17 protein-coding genes are annotated in these 22,273 nt (G+C 67.9%); 6 read left to right on the top strand and 11 right to left on the bottom strand.

The window, feature by feature from the left end; genetic code table 11:
• From FHS02_RS30360 to FHS02_RS30350, 3 genes are read right to left on the bottom strand one after another with little or no spacing between them, the layout of a single operon-like run.
• Positions 1-1,065 (bottom strand): ABC transporter substrate-binding protein, encoded by a 1,065-nt coding sequence (locus tag FHS02_RS30360; protein WP_137315107.1) that lies wholly within the window; start codon positions 1,063-1,065, stop codon positions 1-3.
• Positions 1,062-2,303, bottom strand: a complete 1,242-nt coding sequence (locus tag FHS02_RS30355; RefSeq protein WP_137315106.1) for an MFS transporter — start codon at positions 2,301-2,303, stop codon at positions 1,062-1,064. The genes FHS02_RS30360 and FHS02_RS30355 overlap by 4 nt, the downstream gene beginning before the upstream one ends.
• The gene (locus FHS02_RS30350) at positions 2,304-3,032 is read right to left on the bottom strand and encodes a class II aldolase/adducin family protein (RefSeq protein ID WP_137315105.1); all 729 of its coding nucleotides are present in this window, start codon (positions 3,030-3,032) and stop codon (positions 2,304-2,306) included.
• Positions 3,033-3,295: 263 nt separating this feature from the next.
• Between FHS02_RS30350 and FHS02_RS30345 the strand changes: the two genes are divergently transcribed.
• The gene (locus FHS02_RS30345; RefSeq protein WP_137315104.1) at positions 3,296-4,336 is read left to right on the top strand and encodes an ABC transporter substrate-binding protein; all 1,041 of its coding nucleotides are present in this window, start codon (positions 3,296-3,298) and stop codon (positions 4,334-4,336) included.
• Between the two features lie 48 nt (positions 4,337-4,384).
• Here the strand turns inward: FHS02_RS30345 and FHS02_RS30340 are convergent, their stop codons facing one another.
• On the bottom strand, positions 4,385-5,632 hold the full coding sequence (locus tag FHS02_RS30340; protein ID WP_137315103.1) for a sigma-54 interaction domain-containing protein: 1,248 nt from the start codon (positions 5,630-5,632) through the stop codon (positions 4,385-4,387).
• A 226-nt stretch (positions 5,633-5,858) separates the two neighbouring features.
• Between FHS02_RS30340 and FHS02_RS30335 the strand changes: the two genes are divergently transcribed.
• Both FHS02_RS30335 and FHS02_RS30330 read left to right on the top strand, forming a co-directional pair.
• Entirely contained in the window at positions 5,859-6,941 is a 1,083-nt protein-coding gene (locus FHS02_RS30335) for an ABC transporter substrate-binding protein (protein ID WP_137315102.1), read from the top strand.
• The gene (locus FHS02_RS30330; RefSeq protein WP_137315101.1) at positions 6,931-8,007 is read left to right on the top strand and encodes an LLM class flavin-dependent oxidoreductase; all 1,077 of its coding nucleotides are present in this window, start codon (positions 6,931-6,933) and stop codon (positions 8,005-8,007) included. Before FHS02_RS30335 ends, FHS02_RS30330 begins: the two co-directional genes overlap by 11 nt.
• A 47-nt stretch (positions 8,008-8,054) precedes the next feature.
• On the opposite strand, the gene FHS02_RS30325 is transcribed toward FHS02_RS30330, so the two are convergent.
• The 7 genes from FHS02_RS30325 to FHS02_RS30295 form a co-directional block, all read right to left on the bottom strand.
• Positions 8,055-9,284 carry an LLM class flavin-dependent oxidoreductase gene (locus FHS02_RS30325; RefSeq protein WP_137315100.1) on the bottom strand — a complete coding sequence of 410 codons (1,230 nt, stop codon included), beginning with the start codon at positions 9,282-9,284 and terminating at the stop codon, positions 8,055-8,057.
• A 19-nt stretch (positions 9,285-9,303) separates the two neighbouring features.
• Positions 9,304-11,133 carry a dipeptide ABC transporter ATP-binding protein gene (locus FHS02_RS30320; RefSeq protein ID WP_137315099.1) on the bottom strand — a complete coding sequence of 610 codons (1,830 nt, stop codon included), beginning with the start codon at positions 11,131-11,133 and terminating at the stop codon, positions 9,304-9,306.
• Positions 11,130-11,975 carry an ABC transporter permease gene (locus FHS02_RS30315; protein ID WP_217496840.1) on the bottom strand — a complete coding sequence of 282 codons (846 nt, stop codon included), beginning with the start codon at positions 11,973-11,975 and terminating at the stop codon, positions 11,130-11,132. Before FHS02_RS30315 ends, FHS02_RS30320 begins: the two co-directional genes overlap by 4 nt.
• The gene (locus tag FHS02_RS30310) at positions 11,972-13,024 is read right to left on the bottom strand and encodes an ABC transporter permease (protein WP_137315098.1); all 1,053 of its coding nucleotides are present in this window, start codon (positions 13,022-13,024) and stop codon (positions 11,972-11,974) included. The genes FHS02_RS30315 and FHS02_RS30310 overlap by 4 nt, the downstream gene beginning before the upstream one ends.
• Positions 13,025-13,026: 2 nt before the next feature.
• Complete coding sequence (locus tag FHS02_RS30305; RefSeq protein WP_137315097.1) at positions 13,027-14,592, bottom strand: ABC transporter substrate-binding protein; 1,566 nt, start codon at positions 14,590-14,592, stop codon at positions 13,027-13,029.
• 10 nt (positions 14,593-14,602) lie between these two features.
• Positions 14,603-15,823: an LLM class flavin-dependent oxidoreductase gene (locus FHS02_RS30300; RefSeq protein WP_137315096.1), complete on the bottom strand. Its 1,221-nt coding sequence runs from the start codon at positions 15,821-15,823 to the stop codon at positions 14,603-14,605.
• A gap of 165 nt (positions 15,824-15,988) precedes the next feature.
• Complete coding sequence (locus tag FHS02_RS30295) at positions 15,989-18,640, bottom strand: TonB-dependent receptor (RefSeq protein ID WP_137315095.1); 2,652 nt, start codon at positions 18,638-18,640, stop codon at positions 15,989-15,991.
• Between the two features lie 220 nt (positions 18,641-18,860).
• Here FHS02_RS30295 and FHS02_RS30290 point away from each other — a divergent pair, with 220 nt between their 5' ends.
• The 3 genes from FHS02_RS30290 to tssF all read left to right on the top strand — a co-directional run bounded on the left by FHS02_RS30290 (position 18,861) and on the right by tssF (position 22,265).
• Positions 18,861-19,373 (top strand): YgjV family protein, encoded by a 513-nt coding sequence (locus FHS02_RS30290; protein ID WP_217496839.1) that lies wholly within the window; start codon positions 18,861-18,863, stop codon positions 19,371-19,373.
• Between the two features lie 126 nt (positions 19,374-19,499).
• Positions 19,500-20,120, top strand: coding sequence for an FxDxF family PEP-CTERM protein (locus FHS02_RS30285; protein ID WP_175424859.1), 621 nt, complete (start codon positions 19,500-19,502; stop codon positions 20,118-20,120).
• A gap of 360 nt (positions 20,121-20,480) precedes the next feature.
• Positions 20,481-22,265 (top strand): type VI secretion system baseplate subunit TssF, encoded by a 1,785-nt coding sequence (tssF, locus tag FHS02_RS30280; protein WP_175424858.1) that lies wholly within the window; start codon positions 20,481-20,483, stop codon positions 22,263-22,265.
• Positions 22,266-22,273 lie beyond the last annotated feature (8 nt).

Raw genomic sequence — 22,273 nt, 5'->3', positions numbered from 1 at the left:
TCAAGCAGCCTTCTGCTGGCGCGCCAGCGCCGCCTGGTATGGGCCGGCGTCGATCCAGCCGCGCACGTCGACCGCGGCGGGCAGGAAATTCCAGCGGAGCAGGAAATCCGCGAAGTCCTGCAGGCCGGCAATGTTCTGTTCCGACAGCGTGGTATCGAGCCGCAGATGGGCATCTTCTCCATACGCGACCGTGACCCAGTATTCGCTGGTGTTCGACTCACGCGCCAGGAAGCGGCGCGTGTCGTCGGGGTTGGCCCGGGCCCAGGCTTCCGCCCGCAACACCTGCTCGACGATATCCGCCGCCACTTCCGGGTGTTCGTCGGCCAGGTGCGCGTCCACCGTCAGCGTGCGCGGCGTGCCGTTGTTGGCGCGCACCAGCGGGTCCGGATGGACGCCCGTATCGATCACCGTGTGCAGGCCGAACAGCTGGGCGATGTGCGCGGCGCTGGCACCCTTCAGGAAGATCGCATCCACTTCGCCGCGCAGCAGCGCCGTCAGTTCGGCCGACTGGCCGCCGCGGCGCTGGCCGCCGAACACGTTGGTGCCCGCCACCCGCTCGGCCGGCGCGTCGCTCTGGCCCTGCTCGATCACGTAGTCGACCAGTTCCACGTCGGCCACTTCCAGCCCTTCCAGCCGCAGCGCGTTTTCCAGCCCGCGCAGCGCCTGCGCCCGGGCGAAGTCGATCTGCGCGTTGACCCACTTCGGCAGGCCGAAGCGGCGGCCCTTCAGGTCGCGCACCGTGCGGATGCCGCTGCCGGGCAATGACAGGATGCGCTGCGTCTCGTCGGACCAGGAAAGGCCCAGCAGCCGGGTCTCGCGCCCCGCCGCGCGTGCCCACACGGCGGGGATGTTGCCGCCATGGCGCACCGAGTCGCGCAGCGTATGGTCGAAATGCGATTCCCGCACCGCGCGGTCTTCCGATTCGCGCAGCGAGCGGAAGGTGGTGCCGCGCGCGGCCACGGCCGTTTCCAGCCAGCCCTTCTGGACGGCGATGCCCAGGCCTGTCGGCACCGGGCAGCGGGTGTACCACAGCGTGTCGAGTTGCTGGTTCGTCTTGTCGGTCATGATGCTTTTCCTTGTCGTTTGGTAGGGAATAAATGAGATACATGGAACACCAGCCAGGCCGCCGCCCACGGCAGCAGCCAGGCCAGGAAGACATTGCGCAGGCCGATGCCGTCAGCCAGCCGGCCCGCGGCCAGCGCGCCGATGCTGCCGCCGCCCATGGCGAACAGCGTCAGGTGCGCCGACACGCGGGCCTTGTCGACCGGCGCGCGGGCGATCCGGTCGGTATTGACCAAATTGTTGACGCCCAGCCCCGCCCCCAGCAGCACTGCCGCCGCGAGATAGGCCGCGCTGGTCGGCACGGTGCCCAGCAGCAGCAGCGCCAGCATCACGGCCAGGTGGGCGGCACCGTAGATGCGGTCGCGGGCCGGGCTGCGCAGCACGGCACCGCCCAGCAACAGCAGCACCACCACGAATGACAGGCCCTGCACGGCCATCAGCCACACGGCGTGCTCGCGTGGCCAGTGCAGCTCGCGGATCGCCAGCAGCAGCGAGAACACGGCCACGCTCGAAGCGGTGAAGCTGGCCAGGATCTCGAAGCAGTACGTGGTGCGCACCGCCGGGATCCGCCACAGTGCCCGCCAGGACTGCGCTTCGCCGGCAGCCGCCCGGCGGCGCACCGGTTCGGCCGGCAGCACCTGCCAGCCCAGCACCGCCAGCAGCGCGAACGCGGCGGCCGATACCAGGAAACCGGCGTGCAGGCCCAGGTGGGCGATCAGGTAATTACCCGCCAGCGGCCCGAGGAACTGGATGCCCAAGGTCAGCGTGCCCTTGTACCAGCCGGCCTTGCCCTGGCCCAGTTCCGGCAGGCGCTTCAGGAACACGGTGCTCATCGCCACGATGCGCAGCGAGATGCAGAGGCCCACGGCGAACATCGCCACGGCCACCCATTGCCAGCCGGGCAGCCAGGGCAGCACGCAGAACAGCCCGGCCAGCGCCAGGCTCACGCCGCCATACCAGAAGCGCGGATCGCCGCGGCCCAGGAGGCGGCCGGCCGGCAGCGTGCCGAGCGCCATGGCGATCGTTTCCGCGCTGCTGATCATGGCCAGCTCCAGGTTGCTCACATGCAGGTGCAAGCCGAGCAGCGTGCCCAGTACCTTGTTCATGCCGATCGTCAGGCCGGACAGCAGCGTCAGGCCCACGAAGCCCAGCAGGAAGCGGCGCAGTTCGTGCGCGTCCGTCCCGGCAGTTGGCAGCGGCGCGGTATCCCGCGTCCGCGCTGCCGCGCTGTCCGTCGTCACTTATCGATCGCTGGCCGGCAACAGCGACAGCTGGCGCGCCGTGTCGATCAGCTTGCTCATCTTCCATTGCTGCAGCAGCACGCCCGGACCGAAATCGCGCGAACCGCCGATCGCCTCGGCGGCGATCTGGATCTTCGCGCCTTCTTCCAGGATCAGGATGAATTCGGCCAGTTGCTGCAGGCCCTGGCGGCCCCACACGGTGGAACCGCCGTTCGCTTCCAGGATCGCGCTGGCGTGCGGGTTGCGGGCGATCTCGCCGAGGATGAAATCGACTTCCGGCTGGCGGCGGTCGATGTACACGGGGATCTCGCGCACCAGCTGGTAACGCTGCGTGGGCACGTAGCGGATCGGCAGCGTGCGGTGGGTCTGCGCCCAGGCACCCAGCGACGGCGAATGCACGTGCGAGATCGACGTCACGTCCGCATGCTCGCGGAACAGCTTCAGGTAGCGGCTCCCGCCGCCTTCCTTGCCGTGGTACGTGGTGCCGTCCAGGCCCACCACCGCGAATGCCGGGACTTCGCCCTTGCGGAACGGTCCCGGGTCGTTGACCACCACCACCTTGTCCTCGCCGGGCACGCGCTCGACGAAGCCCACGGTGCCCTGCGCCGTCAGGCTGCCCGTTTCGCGCAGCACCGCGAAGGCCTTCTGCGCCAGGTCGCGCACCTGCTGCGCGAACGCCAGTACTTCCGGGCTCAATGCCGCTTGTTCCACCACTTCAGCTTCCGCCATGTCCTTCTCCATTCGTTGTCACTGCTGTTGTCACGATTGATTGCCACGCCGGCGGCGCGGTTCCCTGCAGTTCCGCAAGAGGCGTGCCATGGTTTGAAGGACCTGGACTGCTGTGGCGCTAGCAGCGCATGCTGTTCCGGCAGCAGTGGCGTGGCGTCCGCTGCGGGCTGGCCAGCATTCCTGCGCCGCGAGGGCCGGAACGGTTCCTGCAACCGGTAAGGCAACCGGGAAGTCCCGGCCCATCCCTGAAGGAGAGCATTCGCATGAGTATCGACACGATCTGGTTTACCCGCTGCCCGGTGCCCACCGCCACCGGCCTGGCCTACAAGCTGGGCTGGCTGGAAGAGGAATTCGCCCGCGACGGCATTGCCCTGAAAACGCTGCAGGAAGTGGGCGGCGAGCTGGCGCGCCACCACTACGAGCATGGCCTGCAGTCGCTGATCCGCGAAGGCGGCAACCTGTTCGCGCTGCCGGCGAAGGCCCAGGGCGCCGACACGCGGCTGGTCGGCCTGACATGGATCGACGAAGCGCAGTCGATCCTGGTAAGGCCGGATGCACAGATCCGCCAGCCGGCGGACCTGAAAGGCAAGCGGCTGGCGCTACCGGCCTTGCGCCGCATCGACATCGACGAGAACAAGCGCGGCCGCAGCATCGCCCGCGGCATGAGCCTGGTCGGCTACCACGGTGCGCTGGCGTCGGCCGGCCTGGGCCTGCAGGATGTCTCGCTGGTGGAAGTCGGCGACGGCGTCGCGCAGCCGCCCAATGCCGTGCCGGGTGCCGGCCTGTGGCAGGGGATCGATGCGCTGGTCCGTGGCAGCGTGGACGCCGTGTATGTCAAAGGCGCGGCGGCGGTGGAAGCGGCGCGCGCCGCCGGCGTGGTGGTGGGCATCGACCTGGACGCCCTGCCGGAACGGCGCTTCCGCGTCAACAACGGCACGCCACGGCCGATCACCGTGCACCAGTCCTTCCTCGACAGCCACTTCGACCTGGTGGTGCGCTTCCTGGCGCAGACGCTGCGCGCGGCCGAGTGGGCCGTCACGCACCGCGACGACGTGCTGGCGATCCTGCAGGGCGAAACCCGCGCCGGCGGCGATGCGGTGGCCACCGCCTACAAGGATGGGTTCCATGCCGCGCTGGCGCCGGACCTGTCGGAAGAGCGCCTGGCCCTGTTCGAGCAGCAGAAGAACTTCCAGCTCGCCCATGGCTTCCTTGACCGCGACGTCGACGTGCGCGCCTGGGCCGATCACCGGCCGCTGGCGGCGGCGCATGCGCTGCTTGCCGAAGCCCGCGGCGCGGCGGCATGATGAGGTAGGATCGCTCGGCGATACCGGGCCAGGTGTAGCCCGGTATCGTCAGGTGAGGACGCCGGCTTTCTTCAGGTAGGTGCGCACCACGTTGCGGCTGATATTCAGGTAGCGTGCAGTGCGCAGCTGGTTGCGGCCGCTGCTTTCCCATGCCGTCATCACCAGTTGCAGCTGCAGGGCTTCGAACGTGATCTGCTCGCCCGAATCGAGCAGCGCCTGCCATGCGGCATGGAAGCGTTCCGATTCGCGCACCGGCGTGGCATCGGGCAAGGGCGCCGGTTCGGCGGTCGCAAGGGATGCCTGCACTGAGGATGCATGCATTGACGATGCATGCGTCGCCGGTGGCGGCAGGTACGGCGGCGTACCCGTGTCGCTGGCGGGCAGCGCCGCCGCGGCCGGCTGCGGCAACGGTGCGGCGAGCGGCGACAGGCTGAGGTCAGCCGCCGTCACCACGCCGTCGCGGCAGACCAGCAGTGCCCTGTGGATCACGTTCTCCAGCTCGCGGATATTGCCGGGCCATGGGTAATGGCGCAGCGCCAGCTCGGCGTCCGGCGCCAGCGTCACATGGTCCAGGTGCAGGCGCTCGGAGTAGGTTTGCAGGAAATGGCGCGTCAGCGGCATCACGTCGCCAGGGCGTTCGCGCAGTGGCAGCAGCGGCAGCGACACCACCTGCAGCCGGTAATACAGGTCTTCCCGGAAGCGGCCCGCCCGCACCGCGCTGGCCAGGTCCACGTTGGTGGCGGCCATCAGCCGCACGTCGATGGGTATCGGCCGGCGTGCCCCCAGGCGCACCACCTCGCGTTCCTGCAGCACGCGCAGCAGCTTGACCTGCATCGGCATCGGCAGGTCGCCGATCTCGTCGAGGAACAGCGTGCCGCCGTTGGCCGATTCGAACCAGCCCGGCTTGGTCTGCGACGCGCCGGTGAAGGCGCCCCGCTCGTAGCCGAACAGTTCGCTCTCGATCAGGGTTTCGGAAAACGCGCCGCAGTTGATGGCCACGAACTTGCCTTCGCGGCGCCGGCTCAGCGAGTGCACGTGCCGGGCGATCAGTTCCTTGCCGGTGCCGGTCTCGCCGGTGATCAGTACCGTTGCCTCGCTGGGCGCAATGCGTTCGATCAGCTCATGCAGGGTGCGCGAACGCGGGTCGGCGAAGACAAAGGCCGTGGCGCGCACCAGCAGGCTGGTTTTCGGCGCGTGGGCAAAGGCCACCAGCGGTTCGGCATCGGGATCGCCACCTCTGGCCAGATGCGCACTGCGGGCAAATTCGGCGGGAAAATGTTGGGCAGTCAGGTTCATGAATCGAATATAGACCCCTGCCGCTTCAAGGTGAACGAATAGTCCGACGCATGCTTATCCGCTGAACGTATAAGGGCCGTTCGCATCGCCGGCGCCGGAGCGGCGCTGCGCATTAGCCAGCAGCAGCTGCGCATTAGCCAGCAAAAATGCCCGCCAGGGGCTGGCGCGGGGCTTGCTATCGATAGGTATCTTCCACCCGCGGCATCTTCGGCCCAACCAACCCCACATGACTCCACCCACTCACTCTCCCGTCGAACTCTGGTACAGCCACCGTGGTGGCGCCACCGCAACAGGCCTCGCTGTCCAGAAGGGCTGGCTGCAGGAAGCGTTCGCCGACGGCGGCACGGACCTGCGCGCGCTCGAGGATGCGGCCAGCCGCGACATCCGGCTGGCGCATTATCACCACGGGCAAACGGGCCTGATCCGCGAGGGGGGCAACATCGCGGCGATCTGGGCCCGCTCGGAAGGCCAGAGCGCCGTCGTCATCGGCATTACCTGGGTCGACGAGTACCAGGGCATCCTGGTGCGGCGCGACAGCGGCATCCGCACGCCGGCCGACCTGCGCGGCCGCCGCCTCGGCCTGCCGCTGCGCCGGCGCGCACTGATCGACCTGCAGCGCGCCAGTGCCCAGCGCGGCTTCGTCACGGCGCTGGAGCTGGGCGGCCTCGATCCGCGCATGGCGAAGTGGGTCCACATCGAGCGGCCCGATTTCGAATTTCCGCAGCGCCTGACCGCGCGCGACGTGGAGCTCGACGCGTTGCGCGCCGGCCACGTCGATGCCATCTTCCTGCGCGGTGCGCAGGGCTACGCGGCGGTGCAGGATCCGGCATTGCATGAAGTGATCGACCTGAATTGCCAGGACGATCCGCTCAAGCGCGTCAATCACGGCACGCCGCGCCCGATCACCGTGGACCGCGCCTTCCTCGACCGCCATCCGGAGATCGTGCGGCGCTACCTGGCCGTGCTGGTCAAGGGCGCACGCTGGGCCGCCACGCACGGCGACGAGGTACCCACCCTGGTCGCCGCCGATGTGCCCGGACATACCGCGGCCGAGGTGCTGGGCGCCCATGGCCCGCTACTGCACCGCAGCCTGCTGCCGTCGCTGCGGCCGTCGTACGTGGCCGGCCTGGCCGAGCAGAAGCGCTTCCTGCTGGAGTGGCGCTATATCGACCACGATTTCGATATCGACCAGTGGATCGATCCGGCGCCGCTGGCCGACGTGCTGCGCATCCACCATCCTGATGCCCACGCCGGCACGCCCCACGCGGCGCGCTGGAACATCGCGAAGGAGCAGATTCATGCCCGTTGAATTCGTTGGCGGCCTGTTTCCCCGCAACCAGCTGGCGCCGCGTTCGGCCTACCGTGCACCGATCGACCTGGCTTACCTGCGCGATCTCGCGCGCGCCCACGAGCACGCGGGATTCGACCGGGTGCTGATCGCCAGCGGCGGCGGCGATCCGGCGGTGCTGGCCGGCTTTGCCGCCGCGCAGACGGAACGCCTGGGCTTCATGATCGCGCACCGACCCGGCGTGGCGCCCCCGGTGCAGGCCGCCCGCGCGTTTGCCACGCTGGACCAGGTGACGGGCGGGCGCATCCGCCTGCACACCATCACCGGCTTCGCACCGGAGGCGGAATACGGCGACACGCTGGCCGACAAGGCCGAGCGCTATGCACGGGCCGACGAGTACCTGCAGATCGTGCGCCGGACCTGGACCGAAGACGCGCCGTTCGATTTCGACGGCAAGTACTATTCGCTGCGCAATGCGTTCTCGCCCGTCAAGCCCATCCAGAAGCCCCATATTCCCGTGTCGCTGGGCGGTTCGTCGGACGCCGCCTACCGCGTCGCGGTCCGCCATACCGACCTGTACGCGCTGTGGGCGGAACCGCTGGCCGATACGGCCGAGCGCATCGCCAAGCTGCGCGGCATCGCCGCCGCGGAAAGCAAGCCGGTACCGCGCGTCAGCCTGTCGGTGCGGCTGATCATCGGCCCCACCGAGGATATTGCCTGGGAACGGGCCCGCGCGATCGTGGCGGCACTGGAACGCAACACGGCGCAGGCCGGCGGACTGCCCGGCGGCGACCGTGGCCAGAGCGGCGGCGGCCAGCGGCAACTGGCCCTTGCCGCGCGCGGCGAAGTGTTCGACAAGGCCCTGTTCGTGGGAACTTCCGCAGCGATCGGCGGCGGCACCGACTCCACGTCGCTGGTGGGCACCCCGGAAACCATCGTCGAGGCGCTGCTGGCCTATCACGACATCGGCGTGACCACCTTCCTGACCCGCGGCTACGACCCGCTGCACGATGCGATCGACTACGGGCGCTACATCATCGGTGCGGTGCGCGAGGAGATTGCGCGGCGCGAACTGGCCGCCGCGTAGCAGCAAGAACGGTGACGCCGCGAGCGTCACCGTTCTTGCCTGAAGGCCTACCCGTTCGCCGCCAGCGGCAGCGTGTCTTGGCGTGCGCTGCCAGGTTCGGCCACCGCGGCGGCGGCGCGCTGGGCGCGGAAATGCGGCAGGATGTGTTCACCGATGCGATAGGCTTCCTCCAGGTGGGGGTAGCCGGCCAGGAAGAACAGGTCGATGCCCACGCCGTGGTATTCGCGGATGCGTTCGACCACGTTGGCGTAGCTGCCCACCAGCGCGCAGCCGGGAGGAATGCCGATGTAGCCGAAGCCGGCCCACACGTTCGGGTGGATGAAGAACTCGTCGTAGCTGCGGTCTTTTTCTTCAGTGGCCTCGCCGCGCCGGAATTCGGTCTCGTAACCCAGCTTGCGCGCCGAGCGCAGCCCCGCATGGGCGGCGGCCGCCTTGGCCGCGCCACGCTGTTTCGCCTCGTCGAAGAAGCGGCGCGCCTCGGCATGGGCCGCCTCCTCGGTTTCGCGTGCGATCACGTCGATGGACAGGCCGAAGCGGATCGCATCCTCGCGGCCCCACTGGCGCGCGCGGCGCCGCACGTCGGCGATCAGCTCGGCCACCTCGTGCGGGCGCTCGGCGCGCATCAGGTAGTAATCGGCATGCTTGGCACCGAACTCGCGCGCCGCTTCGGAGGAGCCGGCGGTGCAGATCAGCGGCAGCGCGGCCTTGGCCAGCGGCCCTTTCAGGCCGCCGCCGCTGGCGCGATAGTACTTGCCTTCGTAGTGGAAATCGGCACTGTTCCAGTAGCCGCGCACCACGTCCATGAACTCGGTGGCGCGCGCATAGCGTTCGTCGTGCGGCACGAAGTCGCCGACCTGCTGCTGCACCACTTCCGAACCGCCATTGATGATGTTCCATACCAGGCGGTTGCCGCTGGCGCGCTGGTACGTGGCGGCCATCTGCACGGCCGCCCACGGCGAGAAGTGGAAAGGCTGGAAGGCGGTCACGAAGCGCAGCCGGCGCGTTTCCCTGGCCAGCAGCGAGCACACCGTCCACGGCTCTTCGCCGGTCGGCGCGTTCACCATCAGCACGCCGCCGAAGCCGGCCAGTTCGGCGCCTTTCGCTACCTGCGACAGGTAGTCGATGTAGCCGAAGTCGTCGCCGACCGCGAAGTCGGACACGGCTCCGGTGGTGGCGCCACGGCCCAGGCCATGCCAGTCACCCCGGTTGCGGCTGTCGCCGGGCAGGTATTGCGTTTCGCCGTGCAGCGGCAGGCGCGAGAAGAAGTCGATGCTCATATGCGGTCCGTCGGAAAAGTCAGGGGGAAGGGAATGCATGGATGCTGGGCGAGTCGCCCACCAGCGTGCGGGTGTATTCGTGGCGCGGCTGTTCCAGCACCTGGCCGGTGTCGCCCGCTTCGACCACGCGGCCATGGCGCAGCACGACGATGCGGTCCGCCAGCGAGCGCACTACGCCCAGGTTGTGGGTGACGAACAGGATCGCCAGGCCGCCGGCCTGCAACTGCTGCAGCAGCTCGATGATCGCGGCCTGCACGGAAACGTCCAGCGCGGAGGTGATCTCGTCGCAGATCAGCAGTTTCGGCTTGCACAGCAGCGCGCGTGCGATCGCCACGCGCTGCCGCTCGCCGCCGGACAGGGCGGACGGATAGCTGTGCAGCACCCGCGGCGGCAGTGCGACCTGCCGCAATACTTCCTCGATGCGCGCGTCCGGCTTGCTCTCGCCGGGATAAAGGTGGCGCACGACGTGGCGCAGTATCGTGCCCACGCTTTGGCGCGGGTTCAGCGCCCGGTAGGGGTTCTGGAAAACGTACTGGATGTCGCGCCGCTGCGCCATGCTGCGGTTTTCGACCGTCATCGCCAGCAGCGCGTCGCCGTAGCGCACGTCCGCCTCGGCATGCTCGCCAAGGCCGGCCAGCAGCCGTGCCAATGTGGTCTTGCCGGACCCGGATTCGCCCACCAGTGCCACGCATTCGCCCGGCGCCACGGCCAGCGCGGCGTCGAACAGCACCTGCCGCGCGCCGTACCAGGCGCGCGCATGGCGTACGTCCAGCAGCGGCGCCGTCGCGGGCGCCGGAGGCGGCAGGTCGACGAAGCGGATCGGCGCCACGGCGGCCAGTGCCTCGGGCCGCGCGCATGCCGCGGCGTGCCCCGGGCCTACGCTGGCCAGTGCCGGCACGCTGTCGCACCCGGCGCCGCGCCAGGCGCAACGGGGCGCGAAGGCGCAGCCGCCGCCGTGCTGGCCGGGCGTTGGTGCCTGGCCGGGAATCGGCCGTGGCGAGCTGGCCTTGCGGATGTCGGGAATCGCCGCCAGCAGGCCTTTTGTGTAGGGATGCGCTGGACGGCCGAACAGCCCGGCGGCCGGCGCGCTTTCGACGATGCGGCCCGCATACAGCACCAGCACCCGGTCGGCCAGCTGGCTGACCACGGCCAGGTCGTGCGACACGTAGATCGCCGCCGTGCCGTAGCTGGTGCACAGCTGGCGGATCGTGTCGAGAATGCGTGCCTGGGTGGTCACGTCGAGCGCGGTGGTCGGTTCGTCCAGAACGATCAGCGCGGGGCGGGGCAGGAACGCCAGCGCCAGCAGCACGCGCTGCTGCTGGCCGCCGGAGAGCTGGTGCGGGAAGCGGCGCAGGAACGCGTCGTCGTCCGGCAGGCCCACGTCGTGCAGGGTTTCGCCGATGCGTGCGCGCCGCGCCTGTGCGTCGAGCCCCGCTTCGTGCAGCGCCAGCACTTCATCCAGCGCGCGGCCCAGCCGGTGCAGCGGGTTGAGCGCCGTCGCCGGATCCTGCGCCACGTGGGCCAGCAGCTTGCCGCGCAGGCGGCGCAGCGTGCGCTCGTCCGCACCCAGGATGTCGTGGCCATTTACGGTCACGGTTCCCGAAACGATGCGCGCACCCTTGCGCACGTGTCCCAGCAATGCGGTGGCCAGCGTGGTCTTGCCGGAGCCCGATTCGCCGACCAGGCCCAGCACCTGGCCCGGCGCCAGGTCGAAGGCAATGTCCGCCACGATGGGAGTTCCGCCGTCGAGCGCGACGCGCAGGCTGGCCACGCGGAGCGCAGCGGTGGCAGGCGATACGGTGGCCGGAGCGGCCGATGCCAGTGTGGCAAGGCGTGCCGGTGCGTTCATCGTTCGGTCCTCGCATGGATGCGTGCCAGGCCTTCGGCCAGCAGGTTGGCGCCCAGCGCGAACAGCACGATCATCAGTACCGGCGCCAGCACCGCCAGCGGCTGCGCCTGCAGGCCGGCCCGGTTTTCATTGATCATCAGCCCCCAGTCGGCCGCCGGCGGCGCCACGCCATAGCCCAGGAAGCTCAGGCCGGACAGGATCGTGACGGCCCACGACAGCATGGTGCCGAAGTGCACCAGCAGCGGCGTGAGCAGGTTCGGCAGGATTTCGCGCAGCAGGATCTGCCGGCGCCGGTAGCCCAGCAGCCGCGCCGCTTCCACGAATTCCTGCGCGGCCACGCCCAGCGCCAGGCTGCGCACCAGCCGCAGCACGCCGGGGACGAATGCCAGCGCGGCCGTCAGCACGATCAGCCACGGCTCGCGGCCCAGCAGCGAGACCACCAGCAGCACCAGGATCAGGTTCGGGAAAGCCAGCAGCACATCGGCGCTCCAGCCCAGCGCACGGTCGGTGCGCCCGCCCGCGTAGGCCGCCACCAGGCCCAGCGCGGTGCCGGCCGCCAGCGCGGCAAGGGCGGCGGCACTGGCCATCCACACGACCGACCAGCCGCCCAGCAGAAGGCGCGACAGCACATCGCGGCCCAGGTAGTCGAAGCCCAGCGGGGCGCCCGGCGCGCGGGCGCCATACACGGCGCCGACGAAATCGGCGGCGCCGTGCGGCGCCAGCAAGGGACCGGCGACGGCAGCCAGCAGTGCCAGCAACGTCAGGATCGCCCCGGCACGCAGCTGAGGCTGGCGCAGCCAGCGGGAGGTGGAAGACTGGTCCATCGAAAAAGGTGAGTTCATGCGCCTCCCGCTACCGCGGTACGCAGGCGCGGCGTCAGCAGCACGGTCAGCAGGTCGGCCGCAAGATTGATCAGCACCACGCCGCCCGCGACCAGCAGCACGATGGCCTGGATCACCGGCAGGTCGCGCATCTCGATGGCCGCGTTCAGCGCGCTGCCCAGGCCCGGATAGGTGAACACTACTTCGACCACCAGGGTGCCGCCCAGCAGCACGCTGAGCGTCAGCGCCAGGCCCTGGATCGCCGGGATCAGCGCGTTCGGCAGGGCGTGGGTCCAGATCACCGCGCGTTCCGGCACGCCGCGCAGGCGGGCTGCCTGCACGTAGTCGGCATCCAGCGCCTCGATCATCGCCGAGCGCACCAGCCTTGCCAGGTGCGGCAGGCCGGCCAGCACGAGCGTGACGGCCGGCAGGACGAGGAATTGCGGCTGCAGCCATGGGGAGCGCCCCGGTTCCAGCAGCGACACGGCGGGCAGCACGCGCCACACGGTGGTGGCGAACAGCATCACCAGACCGATGCCCAGCGCGAAATTGGGGATCGCCTTCAGGGCGATCAGCAGCGCCACGGCATGGCGGTCCAGCGCACTGTCGCGCCGCAATGCCAGCGCGACGCCGATGGCGACGGCGGCCGGTGCCAGCACGGCCAGCACGCAGCCCAGCAGCACCAGCGAATTGGCGGCACGGGCCTGCACCAGCGCCGCCACCGGTACGTGCGAATCGAGCGATCGTCCCAGGTCGCCCTGCAGCAGCTGCCCGGCCCATGCCAGGTACTGTACTGGCACCGGGCGGTCCAGCCCCAGCTGGCGCTGCAGCGTGCGCACCGAGGCTTCCGTCGCCTCAGGCCCCAGCACCATGCGCGCCGGATCCGAGGGCAATGCCTGGGTGGCGCCGAATACGATGACGCTGATCGCCAGCACGGCGCCGAGGCCGGCCAGCAGCCGGGTGCCGAGCCAGCGCAGCCACGGCCAGGCCTGGCGTGCGGTTGCGGGTGGCGATGCGGGTGCCGATGTCTCTGCCGGACCTGCGATCGCCGGTGACGAGGCATGTGCCATGGTCAGCTCCTCAGCCACAGGTCGTCGAAGCGCCAGGTGGGGAAGTGCGAGCGCTCGGCCCGCGCGCCGCCCACGTTGGCGGCGATGCCATCGACCACGTCGGTAAAGCCCCAGATCAGCAGGCCGCCCCGGTCGTGCTGGATCTGCTGCGCCTCGTGGACCAGCGCCTGTCGCTTGAGCACATCCGTTTCACCCAGCGCCTGTTCGAACAATTCGGCGAAGCGCGCATCCTTGAAGTGGGTCTTGTTGACGGCCGCCAGTGGCGCATCCGTGATCGACGCCGTATGCAGGAATTCGCCGCCGAGCCGGTAGGTAGTGCTCATCGCCCAGCTGTCGCGCAGCGGGCCGTTGTAGGTGGCGGCATCGACCTGGCGCACGCGCACGTCGACGCCGGCCAGCTTCGCCTGGTTGGCGAACACCTGGGCCGCCGGGGCGCCGCCCGGGCCGGCGGCCAGTTCCAGGCGCAGGTCCGCTTTGCCGGCCGCGCGCAGCAGCGCCCTGGCCTGTTCCACGTCGTGCGGACGCTGGGCAATCGCCTTGTTGAACGTGGGGTCGAGCGGCGAGTACAGGTCGTTGGCGATGCGGCCATGGCCGCCCAGCGCGCGCGCCACCAGTTCCGGGCGGTTGGCCAGCAGCCGGAAGGCCTGCCGCACGCGCACGTCGCGGAACGGTTCGGCGTCGAGGTTCATTTCGAAGCCGTGCCAGCCGTGCGTGCGGCTGACCAGCACCGACGCGCCGCCGTTGGCCCGCAACGGCACCACCTGCTCCGGGCTCAACGCATAGGCGGTATCGATCTGGCCGGCCAGCAGGGCGGCCACGCGCGAGGTCTGGTCCTTGAATTCGATGATTTCCAGCTCGTCCGCATACGGCTGGCCGGGCTTGAAGTAATTGTCGAAGCGGGTGAACAGCGAACGCTGGCCGGGGTTGAACGATTTTAGTTTGTAGGGCCCGGCGCCGACCGGATTGGTGACCGGGTGGTAATCGGTGGGGACGATGCCGCCGAAATTGACCCAGCCGTCCGGCAGCGGCAGGAAGCCGGCGCCATGCTTGATCGGTACGCGGATCGTGCGCTCGTCCAGCTTGACGATGTTGTCGCGGTCGATGCGGCTGACCAGCGCCGCGTACGGCGATGCCAATTCCGGATCGGACAGGCGGCGCGCGGAGAAGATCAGGTCGTCCGCCGTGATGGTTTTACCATGGTGGAATTCGAGGCCTTTGCGCAGCCGGATCGTCCACGCGCTGGCGTTGGCGTTGATGCTCACCTCCTCGGCCAGCGCCAGTTCCGGCGTCATGTGCTCGCTCCACTCCCACAGCTTGCTGTACAGCGCGAAGCCGCGGATGATGCCGCTGCCGACGGGCTTGTGGACATCCAGGTTGCCGCTCTGGCTGCCGTCGACGATGCCGAGCCGCAGCCTGCCGCCGCGGCGCGGCGTGTCGTCCACCGGTGCGGCGGGCGTGGCCGCCTGCTCCCTGCCGCAGCCGGCCAGCAGGGCACTGCCGCCCAGTGCCGCGGCGCCCAGCAGCAGGCCGCCCTGCAGGAAGTGCCTGCGCGAAGTCGGTTCCGTCATGGCCGGCCCCTCAGGCGGCTGCCGGCAGCGCCGGTGCCGCCGCGGGAACACTCCGGCGTTTATGCGGCGACAGCAGCGGCACGTCGAAGCCATGGTCCAGGTCCAGCAGCGGGAACAGCAGGTCCGCCACCCGGTACGCTTCCTCGATCAGCGGCCAGCCCGACAGGATGAAGGTGCCCACGCCCTGTTCCTGGAATTCGCGGATGCGCGCCGCCACGTTCTCGGCGCTGCCGACCAGCGTGGTGCCCTGCGCCGGGCCAAGCACGTTGAAGCCGTGCAGGGCGGGGCCGGTCCAGATGTTCGGATAGATCTCGTAGTCGCGCGCCTTCGGCAGGCGGCCGGCGCGGATCTGCTCGAGGTTGCGGTTCACCTGCGGGTCCGGGCTGACGTACGTGTCGAAGCTCTCGCCGGGCGGAAGCTGCCGCTCGATCGACTGGCGCGCATACTCCACGGAGGTGCGGCTGACCAGGTACTCGGCATACTCCCACGCCTCTTCTTCCGTTTCGCGCACGATGATCTGCAGGCGCGTGCCGTATTCCAGCTGGCGGCCGATCTTCGCCGCCTCGGCGCCGACATTGCGGAACTTGTCGCCCAGTTTTTGCGGCGTGTTGGCGAAGCTCAGGTACACGTCCAGCGACCGCACCGAGTGCGCCACGCCGGCACTCGACGTGCCCGCGCCCCACAATTCGAACGGCTCGTAGCGCGGCGGCGGCGCACCGCGCTGGCTGCCGCCGCCGAAATTGGCGGGCCGCGGCGCGATCTGGATGTACTTGCCGTCGTAGCCTTCGGTACTGCCGGCATACAGGCGCTGGAACGCTTCCCAGTATTCCAGGCTGTATGCGTAGCGTTCGTCGTGCGCCAGGTGGATGCCCTGGGCAGGCAGCATCGCATCGCTGCCGTTGACGGCGTTGTACACCAGCCGGTTGCCGGAAAAGCGGTTGATCGTCTGCGCGATCTGCGCCAGCTTGGCCGGCGCGATCAGGCCGGGGTAGACGGCGGCGACGAATTTCATCCGCGACGTGACCGACAGCACCGATGCCGCCAGCACGTTGACCTCGTCCGCGCCGGTGGCCAGCAGCGCGCCGTAGTAACCCAGCTTGTCGATCGTGCCCGCCAGCTGCTGCAGGTGGCCGAAACCGGTCTGCCAGCGGCCGTCCGCTTCCCACGGCACCTGGCCGTCCGGCGCGGTGAGGTACCACAGGATCCTGACACCGTTGTTCTTGTTGCTCATGCTTGACTCCGTGTTTGCTGTATCCAGATATTTGCAAGAGCCGTGCCATTCGCGGCGGGGCAAAAGGCGGCATGGATGCTGCGCGCGCAACGCGGCACTGCTGATTTTTCAACAGTGCCGTGCTGTCCAGCCAACCGCGCCCCGTCCGCGGGGCCTGGCCGCAGCCTAGAAGCGGTAGGCGAACGTGGCCTGCAGCGCACGTGGAATGCCCGGCTGCAGGAACTCGGTGGTGGGGCCGGTGAGGCCGTTGACGAAGTTGCGCTCGTCCGTCAGGTTCAGCACGCGCAGTGCCACGTCCCACGTCGGCTTGCGGTAGTACAGCGTCAGGTTCACGTTATGCCCGCTCGGCACCCATGCCGTCTGTGTCAGGCTGGTGGCCCACTTGCTGGTCCACCATGCCGATACCTCGGAACCGAAGCCGCCGCCGAACTTCACGTCCACGTAGCCGGTCAGCGAGTGTTTCGGAATGCCGGGTGCCGCCGCGGAGCCGGGGGCGGCACGCTGGTTCAGCGCATTCCCGTCCGCGAACACGGTGGCGTTGTCGGCCACGAAGCCCCACGGCGAGAAGAAACCGGCCGGGTAGCTGACATACGTGTACTTCGCATTGAGCAGCGTGTAGTTCAGGCCGGCCGCCACGTCGCGCGAGGCCTGCCAGCGCAGCGACGCATCCACGCCATGCACTTCCAGCTTTGGGATCGAACCGTCCGTCAGCGGTGCCGTATCGCGTTTCTGGCGATAGGCGGCGATGGTGGCGTGCAGGCGATCCGGGATCAGTTCCGCCTTCGCGCCCACTTCGAGCAGGCGGCTCAAACTGCGGAAGTTCAGCGGGTTGAGCTGGTTGTTCGCGCCCCACGTGAGGACGTCCGCGAAACCGCCCGTGTTGATCGCATACGAGCGGTCGTGCGTGATGTACAGCGTGCTCGATGGCGTGGGCTTGAACAGCAGGCTGACCTGGGCGGCCGGCAGGTAGAAGCGCTTGCCGTCGCGCACTTCCTGCGCCGGCGTGACGAAGACCGGGTTGTGGATGTCCGCATCGACCCGGGTGCCGGACAGGCCGATGTTGATGCCGTAGCGTTCCGCGACCAGGAAATTCTGCTGCGTGAACAGCGCCAGGTTGGTCCAGCGGCCATCCGACGTGTAGACGGCGCCACCGGCGGCCGGCGAGCCGCCGCGCTCTGAATAGAAGTCGCCGCCGGCCGGATACATTGCCGGCAGATTCAGGTAGCCGAACGCGCCGGACAACTGGGGTACGCCGACGGTGCCGATCCACGAGCCGGGACCGGCCGGCGTGGGCAGGCCAAGCAGCGTGGCGGGCGTTTTCAGCTCCAGCGGTGCCGTCAGGTCATAAGGATTGATGGTGAAGCTGTTGTTGGCGGCACGCGTGATGTAGCGCTCGCGCCGGTAGCTGGCGCCGGTATTGCTGTCGTGGCGGACCGGCACGCCGAACAGCGTGGTGCCGGCCTTGCCGCGCAGTTCCAGGCGGTTGTCGAAGATGCGGTCTTCGAACTGGGTGAAGAAGCTGCCGACCGAGTTGCCGGTATCCTTCGAGCGCTGGTACAGCGTGCTGTTGACGATCGACCAGTCGCGGTTCAATTCGTAGGCTACCTTCAGCTGCGAGGTATCGCGCCGCGCCGTGTTCTGGTCCTGCGGCCGCGAATACGCGGAGTCCGACAGTTCGACCAGGCCATTGCCCTGCACCGTGGGATCGTAGACCCAGCCGCGCACCGTGCCCGGCGTGGCGGGATTGGCGAGGAAGCCCGGCCACTGGCTGGCCGGCAGCAGGGACCCGGCCACGAACTGGCGCACCCCGGCGGCATTGGTGACCAGTGTGCGCTGTTGCCAGCCGGTGACGGCGGAGTTGTAGGCGCCCGACGCATACACCGGCGAGTAATAGCGGGTGGCCGCGCCGCTGCCCACGCTGATGATCGGCGTGGCGCGGCCGCCGTAGTACTGGCCGCCGTCCACCAGTTGCTGCGTGACGCGGTTCCAGCCGTGGGTGACGTTGAAGTCGTAGTAATCGTCGACGCTGGCATTCCAGTCGATGCGCAGCCCAGGCAGCGGTTTCCACGCCAGCGCGCCATAGAAGGCGTTGTAGTTGTTGCTGACGCCTTCCGCATAATCCTTGGCGCGCTGCGGCGTGACGCTGACGCGGTAGGCCAGCGTGTCGCTCAGCGGGCCGGTGAGATCGAATGTCAGCGAATGGGCGCCATACGAGCCGCCGCCCGGTACCCAGGTACCGACCTGGCCCGTTACCTGGCCGCGCGTGCGCTCGAAGTCCGGTTTCTTCGACAGGTAGTTGGCATAGCCGCCGCTGCGCGACGAAATGCCGAACACCTGCGGCGCCGGGCCGGCGACGATGTCCACGCCTTCGAAGGCGTTGGTATTGAACGGGTGGCGCACGTTGTAGGTCCGCTGGCCATCCTGGTACAGCTCCGAAGCCTGGCCGCGGATCAGCGGCGCCACCGACACGTTCTGGCCGCCGTTGCGGGTGACGCCCGGTGCATATTTCACCAAGTCGTCCGCGGTGCGGATGCCGTCGCGTGCCAGCTGGTCCGCCGAGATCTGCGACACGGCCCGCGGCGTATCGAGCAGGCTCGTATCGGTTCCATACACCGAGCTGACCGGCCGCGTGGCGATAGCATGGTTGACCTGCGCGCCAACGATCACCACCGACGCCACCGGCAGCGTGGCATCCTGCGCCTCGGCGGCATCGGGACCGCCCCCGGTACCGGCGACGGCGTGCATGGCGGCCAGCGCCAGGTGGACGGCAAGCGTCAGCCGCTGGACGCGGATCGGGTGGCGTGGGAACTGCGTCATCGATAAATCTCCTGCAAGTCGTGAAAAGGGTTACCCCTTGTTTTGCAGGTTTCATGCCACGCGGCTGGACGCATACAGGCCGGTTTTTTGCTGCCGGAAGCGTAACGGTTGCTGCTTTTGCATCAGCCGCACGGATCGTGCAGCGCCGGGCGCTGTTACTTAAGCGACAGCGGCGGGGTGGCCGGTATAATCGCGCTCCGCACTGGTTTCCTCCTTACTCATGTCCATCGACTGGTTCTCGCCGGCGCAATGCGTCGGCTACGTTGCGTTCGTCCTCGGTGTCGGCTCCTTCCTGCAGACCGACGACCGCCGCTTCAAACTGTTCATGGCCGGCGAATGCCTGGCCTACGTGGTGCACTTCGCGCTGCTCGGGAATCCGACGGCGGTGGCCAGTTCGACGATGTCGCTATTGCGGTCCCTGCTGGCGCTGCGCACCCGCTCCGTGTGGGTGGCGCTGGCCGTCGTGGCAATCAACATCTGCCTCGGGCTGTATTTCGCGAAGCAGCCCAGCGACTGGCTGCCACTGGGCGCATCCTGCCTGGGTACGCTGGCGCTGTTCCTGTTGCAGGGCATTCCGATGCGGCTTGTGATGCTGGTCGGGACCTGCTTCTGGATCGCCAATAACGTGATTTCCGGTTCGATCGGGGGAACGGCGCTGGAAGTGGTGATTGCTGTCGTCAACCTGGTGACGATTGCGCGGATGGTACGGCAGAGGGCTGCGAGTCCGGCGTGATGGCGGCCCGGCTGTTGTATTTTGCTCGGCAGCGTGCCGACTAGACTTTCGGGGGACAGCCAAACTGTCCAGCTGATGTTATTTTTTTTGCACCAGTTGAAGTACCCAACCTCGAAAGGGCAGTGCGTGAAAAACCTGAAACCGGTACGTAGTGTGATGTTCGCCGCCATCGCGGCATGCGCCATCGGAGGGGCCGCCAACGCGGCGGACCTGACGAAGACCGTCACCTTGTCAGACGTGGCAAGCAACACCTACCTCAGTTGGGAAGGCAATACGGTGGTGGAAGTGGACCTTGGCGCGCAGTCGCATTTGAACACGTTCGCATGGGACGTGACGCTGACCGCGAACGAGGGCAGCTTCCTGAACGAAGCCTTCGTGCAGCTCAGCGACAGCCAGCAGTGGAACCAGCTTTACTTCCTGCCCAGCTTCCTGGCCGATCCGGACGGCGGCTATCACGCCGGAACGGCGCAGTATTCGGGCAGCGTGGATTTCCGCCACCTCGACACGGGGGCGGAACAGGGAGATTACAGCTTCAGCGTCGGCCAGGATGGCATCCTGCGCCTGGAATTCGCGGAGAACATCGACGGCGTGGCGGGGGCTGACGCCATCTGGAATTCGGCCACGTTCACGTTCGGCTATACCGTTGCGGCGGTGCCGGAACCGGCTAGTTACGGGATGCTGCTGTTGGGGCTGGGTGCGGTAGGGGCTGTGGCGCGGCGGGGAAAGAGCCTGGTTGTAAACGCCTGATCATGAAGGGGCCGTGCGCCCCTTCATGATTTGCAGCGCGAGAAAAACAAACTTCAATATCGGACCGGCAGAGCCTTTGTCTCGATGACATGCCTGCGCGGCTCAACATCATCCCATCAGTATCCTGAAGTCATGATCCCCGCGACCGCATCTTGCGATTGTTGTGATCAATCAGATTTACCTCGTGCGGGTATAGCACAAGTGATATGCCGCTTGCCCGCATCTGCCGGCAAGCGGCAGGGAATTGCCTAGCGTCAATATGCGTCGGATCTTGCTATGCGATATTGCTTTTCGTTATCAACGGAAAGCAATGATGGGGCGAGCTCCCATCGTCGGCCTTCCCATCTGAGAGGTCGATCGATGGACAAACTTCTTCCGTACTTCGAGCGCGAGATGGGTATCTTGCGCCGCAATTTTAAAGAGCTGATATCGCGAAATCCTGCGTTGGCTTCCACGCTTGGGGTATCGGCCGGGCAGGGTGTCGATCCGGTGACCGAGCGAGTAATGCAGGGAACCGCCTTGCTGTGCGCGAAAAATGCGTGGAATCTCGACTATTACCACACGCGGCTCACCAACGACCTGCTGGCCATCCTCAGCCCGTTTTACCTGAACCCTGTGCCTTCCTGCTCGGTGGCGCACTTTGACGCGGGCACGCAACGGGTGAGCGCCACGATCCCGCGCGGCACCGAGTTCCATTTCAAGTCAGAACCGGCATGCCGGTTCCGCACCGTCTACGACGTGACCATTCCGGCGCTTGCGCTGACCGCCAGCTATACGGCCCGTGTGGATGCGCCACTATCCCTTGGCCTGCCACCGAGCGCGGGCGGTGCGATCAGGATCGTCATCGAAAGCACGGATCCGGCCATCTCGCTCGACAAGGCCATCGCCGAGCCGGTACGGGTCTTCATCGATACCGATGCCGCCACGCGCACGGCCCTCTATGAAGGCCTGTTCGCGCGCACGCTGTGTACCTGCGTCGAGTCGGAACAGCAATGGTGGAAGCTGAAAATATCGCCATTGACACCAGTAGGCCTTTCGCGCAGCGAAGCCCTGCTGCCGACGCCGCGGCGACAGGAGGACAGCCTGCGCCTGCTCGCCGAGTATTTTGCGTTCCCGGAGAAGTTCGACTTCTTCGATATCGACCTGAAGTCCGTACTCGCCGAATCCCCGAAGGGCGCGCAGCGTGTGGTGCTGCACATGATCGTGCCGGACCTGCATCAGACATCCACGCCGCAGCTGCTTCGCGCCTTGCCGGCGACGGCATTGCGGCTCGGCTGCACGCCTGTCGTGAACATGTTTTCCAATGCATCGGAAGCGATCCGGATAACGGAGGGGCAGGACGTCTATCCGCTCATCGCGCGGCGCTCGAACGATGCGGAGATCGCGATCTACAGCATCGATTCGATAAAGCTGTTATGCGCGGTGGACGGCGGCAATGCGGCGGTCGACCTGGAATGGGCTGGTGAGCAATGCGTGGCGCCAACGAAACGGTGGACCTTCAAGCGGGCGAACCCTACGCTCGGCACCGAAGACACGGTGTCGTTTCTGGACGACCGGCGCAAACCGCTCCTCCTGGCTGAAGGAACGGCGACAGCGCAGCTTACCTGCACCAATGGGAGCCTGCCTGCGACGCTGCCGGTGGGCCGCGCCGGCGGCGACCTGGTCGGCGATGAGGTGGCAGCAGCATGCACCATCCGCCTGCTATGCACACCGACTGCGCCGCTCGTCCTGGCGGACAAGCCGGACGATCACTTCGAGGTGCTCGGCGCCGGCAGCGCCGGCGGCCGAGCCTTAACCCAGTTCGACCTGCCAAGCCTACTCGAGCTGCTGCGCCTGCACGCGAGGCCCGATTGTGCGGTAACGGAACGTCAATTGGCTGGCATCGTCGCGGTGGATCGCAGCGAAATCAAGGGAGCGCTGCGCCACGAATATGGCTCGTCGCTGGCCTATGGCTACCAGATACGGCTGACGGTCGATGAAGCAGCCTTCACCCATCGCAGCATTTACTCGCTTGCCCAGGTGATGGATTACGTCTTCGGTTACTACATCGCCTGGGGAAATTTCAGCAGGCTCATCGTGCAAACGGTCGACGGCCGCGAGCTGGTGCGCTGCGCCCAGCGGCCGGGTTCCCAGTCGCCGGCTTAGGAGGCCTT

This window comes from Pseudoduganella umbonata (assembly GCF_014192225.1).
In the GTDB taxonomy this organism is placed as follows: domain Bacteria; phylum Pseudomonadota; class Gammaproteobacteria; order Burkholderiales; family Burkholderiaceae_D; genus Rugamonas; species Rugamonas umbonata.
This window is presented reverse-complemented; position numbering and strand designations above follow the sequence as displayed.